The organism is Microvirga sp. KLBC 81 (assembly GCF_003075415.1).
Lineage (GTDB): Bacteria > Pseudomonadota > Alphaproteobacteria > Rhizobiales > Beijerinckiaceae > Microvirga.
Window position 1 is genome coordinate 1 of the sequence record NZ_QDAH01000178.1, and the last position, 3,865, is coordinate 3,865.

The 3,865-nt window shown below is 61.4% G+C and carries 5 protein-coding genes; all 5 read left to right on the forward strand.

Annotated features, from left to right (window positions below; all coding sequences use genetic code 11):
- Positions 1-918: 918 nt before the first annotated feature.
- On the forward strand, positions 919-1,260 hold the full coding sequence (locus DC522_RS32710; RefSeq protein ID WP_371681082.1) for a type II toxin-antitoxin system Phd/YefM family antitoxin: 342 nt from the start codon (positions 919-921) through the stop codon (positions 1,258-1,260).
- Complete coding sequence (locus tag DC522_RS32715; protein ID WP_116532586.1) at positions 1,257-1,649, forward strand: type II toxin-antitoxin system VapC family toxin; 393 nt, start codon at positions 1,257-1,259, stop codon at positions 1,647-1,649. The genes DC522_RS32710 and DC522_RS32715 overlap by 4 nt, the downstream gene beginning before the upstream one ends.
- 227 nt (positions 1,650-1,876) lie before the next feature.
- Entirely contained in the window at positions 1,877-2,587 is a 711-nt protein-coding gene (gene queC / locus DC522_RS32720) for a 7-cyano-7-deazaguanine synthase QueC (RefSeq protein WP_116532587.1), read from the forward strand.
- A gap of 8 nt (positions 2,588-2,595) precedes the next feature.
- Positions 2,596-2,952 (forward strand): 6-carboxytetrahydropterin synthase QueD, encoded by a 357-nt coding sequence (gene queD / locus DC522_RS32725; protein WP_116532588.1) that lies wholly within the window; start codon positions 2,596-2,598, stop codon positions 2,950-2,952.
- Entirely contained in the window at positions 2,949-3,686 is a 738-nt protein-coding gene (gene queE / locus DC522_RS32730) for a 7-carboxy-7-deazaguanine synthase QueE (RefSeq protein WP_116532589.1), read from the forward strand. Before queD ends, queE begins: the two co-directional genes overlap by 4 nt.
- Positions 3,687-3,865: the final 179 nt, after the last annotated feature.

The window sequence follows — 3,865 nt, forward strand, 5'->3', positions numbered from 1 at the left end:
GGCTCTCCGATCGGGAACTCGATGACCTCGGCATCAGGCGCTTCCAGATCGACCGCATCGCTCGCCGGCGATAGCGGCCTGATATCTTGCTGCACCACAGTGGGCATCGACGCCCGCTGATGAGTGGGCGTTCGCGTTCTCGACGACATGCGGCACAGACGAGTGCCCCTCCTCTCCTCCCGCTTCTCTTCCAGCGGAGAAAACCGGTGCGAGGGTTCTCACGGGGCGTCTTATCGCGGGCCACTTCGCACGCTTTGTCTCGATACCTCACCCACTCGGGCTCGCGGTCGGGGCCGGGGAAGCACTGAGCACAGGCCTGATCGCGGCCTGTCCTTTGGCGCACGGGTTACACGCATGCCGGGCGACTTGATGGGCTTTCCCAGACCAGATGTTCCGATGGAGACGACACACTATCTTAGCCGCATGCGCCGCCCCGGGACCATAGGACCCGTGGATGCTCAGAACGAGACTGCCCGGCCTCTCCTTCTGGACCAGGCGAACCATGGACGGGGCGAGAAGAAAACGCTGGCCGGTGCTCATGAGAGATGTGCCTGAACAATCGTGCCTTGCCGCCCTTCGGGCACGGTCACGAAAGCTAATCGCCTCGCAGCCAGGACAGAAGCGCATTTGCGCCTGGTGTTCCTGCTTCTATGGGCAACCACGAGGCGCGGCTGCACTGTCCTCGTGATGGCGTGTGCGGCAGTCGTACCTTGGCAGCCGCTCGTCCTCGGCCAGCCTCCTTCCAGCACGACGGTTTTTCCGGTCCACTCGCCGTTGACTGGGGAAATCCATAGCGACTGAGACAAATAACTATGGTCAGCTTGCCGAAAGCCGTCTTCACAGGGACCCGACCGCCAAAGCAGCTGAGACAATCCCGTGATTTGCTTAGCTTTTGAGACAGTATCCCGGACGGGCATCATGCAGGATGACGCGGGGCAGGCTTGCCTCGATTACGCCATTTGTGTACACATAAGGGTACACAAAGGACTGGCCATGATTCACTCTGAGAAGGAAAAGCAAGTTCGCGTTGGAGTTCGCGAGCTGCGGGCAAACTTGAGCGGACTGCTTCGGCAAGCCCGCCATGGCACATCATTCCTGGTTATGTCACGCAATGAGGTGATCGCTGAGATCAAGCCGCCATCCAATCCGGAGCGTCCGCGCCGCGTAGCGGGTATGTTGAAAGGCAAAATTCGTATGGCGGAGGACTTTGACGTCCTCCCTGCTGATATCCTGTCTGCAATGGAGGGGAACGAAGATTGAGACTTCTTCTCGATACCCATGCCCTTCTCTGGTGGCTTGCCGGGGACAGTAGGATCGAAAGCAAGGCCCAAGATCTCATAACCGACCCTGCAAACGACATTCTGGTCAGCGCAGTCTCATTATGGGAAATTGTGGTGAAGGTGCGGGTCGGAAAGCTTGAGGCTGATATCACTGAAATCGTTGCCGCCATCGATGCGCAGGGTTTTGAGATGCTCGATATTCATCCCAAACATCTTGAGGAGCTGGTAGGCCTGCCGATGCACCACAAGGATCCCTTTGAACATTTGCTCATTGCTCAAGCCATCACTGAAGGGCTCACTTTTCTCTCACAGGACAAACATACTTCGGCTTACCCTGTTGCGCATGCTACCTGCAGCAATGGCCCTTGAATACAACCATTCCCTGGCCCGTCTCGAATATACGACCACGTCTCATTTACTCAGCAATGTTCCATTGACTTCCTCTCAATCCAGGTCTTTCTACGCGGGAAAGCGGATGGAGCGCTCCTGTGCACTAGCCGCTTTTATCGTGGCGGTGCTCTTTTCAGGGCATCCGCCTTACTCATCGGCATGAGCCGATCCGGTCGCAGCCTACCCGGTCAAAACAAGGAGCCCTCGTGAAGACTCTCGTCATCTGTTCCGGCGGATTGGACTCCGTCACCCTTGCCCACAAGGTCGCGGCGGAGCGAACCCTCACGCGCCTTGTGTCTTTCGACTACGGCCAGCGCCACAAAAAGGAGCTCGACTCCGCGCGGGCCTGCGCCACGCGCCTGGGCGTGCCGCATGACATCGTCGACATCTCCGCCGTCGGACGCCTCCTGACCGGATCGGCCCTGACCAGCGGCGAACCCATTCCCGAGGGGCATTACGCGGAAGATACCATGCGGATCACCGTGGTGCCGAACCGCAACGCCATCATGCTCGCGATTGCCTTCGGCATCGCTGCCGCCGAGCAGGCCGAGGCCGTGGCGGCGGCCGTCCATGGCGGCGACCACTTCATCTACCCGGATTGCCGCCCGGACTTCGTCGAGGCGTTCGAGACCATGCAGCGCCACGCCTTGGAGGGATTGGCGAACATCGCCCTCTACACGCCCTTCGTGCGGCTGAGCAAGGCCGACATCGTGCGCGAGGGCGCCCGGCTCGGCGTGCCCTTTGCCGAAACCTGGTCCTGCTATCAGGGCGGTAACATTCATTGCGGCCGCTGCGGCACTTGCGTCGAGCGGCGCGAAGCGTTCCATCTCGCCGGGGTTGAGGATCCTACACCGTATGAGGATCCGGACTACTGGATCGAAGCCTGCCGCGAGCATCAAGCCCGGCAACCAGCATAGGCCCAGCCATGTACACCATTGCCAAACGATTTGCCTTCTCCGCCTCGCACATGATCGGCGGCCTGCCGGCGGAACATCCTTGCGCCCGGCTGCACGGCCACAACTATGAAATCGAGGTTATTCTGCAATCGGCCGAACTCGACCGGGTCGGCTTCGTCCGCGACTACCGTGAGCTCTCCGAGCTCAAGGCATTCATCGACAACACCCTCGACCATCACCATCTCAACGAGGTCCTCGGACACGACCAAACGACCGCCGAGGTCATCGCCCAATGGCTCTACGACTGGTGCAAAGCACGCTGGCCAGAGGTCGTGGCCGTGCGGGTCAGTGAGACTCCGAAGACCTGGGCGGAATACCGTCCATGAAGGGCAGCATCCGCATCAGTGAGATCTTCGGTCCGACCGTTCAGGGCGAGGGCCCGCTGATCGGACGCCCGACCGTGTTCGTGCGCACGGGCGGCTGCGATTACCGCTGCCGCTGGTGCGATACGCTCTACGCGGTGCTGCCCGAGTTCCGCGGGGACTGGACCTTGATGGCGCCGATCGAGATCATGGCGCAGGTCGAGCGCCTATCCGGCTCCACGCCGATGCTTGTGTCGCTGTCGGGCGGCAATCCGGCGCTTCAGCCATTGGCACCCCTCATCGCGCTGGGCCGGCAGAAGGGTTACACGTTCGCACTGGAGACCCAAGGCAGCGTGCCCCAGCCATGGTTTGCCGCGCTCGACTGGCTCATGCTCAGCCCGAAGCCGCCCTCCTCGGGCATGGACACCGACTGGCAGGCCTTGGACGAAAGTGTCAGGGCCGCGGCGGGCGGACCGCACTGCGTCGTCAAGGTCGTTGTGTTCGACAAGGATGACTATGCCTATGCCCGGCGGATGGCCAGCCGGTATCCGGCTCTGTCGGTTTACCTGCAGGTCGGAAACCCTGCTCCGCTGGTGACCCACTCCGGTCCAGGCTGCGAAGAGGCCGACCTCGACGACGTGATGGAGCGCTTCCGTTGGCTCGTCGACACGGTGGCGGCGGATCGGTGGTTCACGGCGACGGTCCTGCCGCAGTTGCACGTCTTGGCCTGGGGCAACAGGAGTTATGCCGGAATTTAGGCGATGGGGCCAATCAGGCGACGTTGTGCGCTGGCGTCGGAATGATCTCGGCGCCGTCCTGGAATCTGACACCGGCGATTACCTTCGGCAACTGATTTTCGCCCATCCGGGCCTGGAGGTAGACGCCATCGGCCCAGACATAGACGTAGCGGCGGGCTGACAGATCGCGGGCCTGCCAG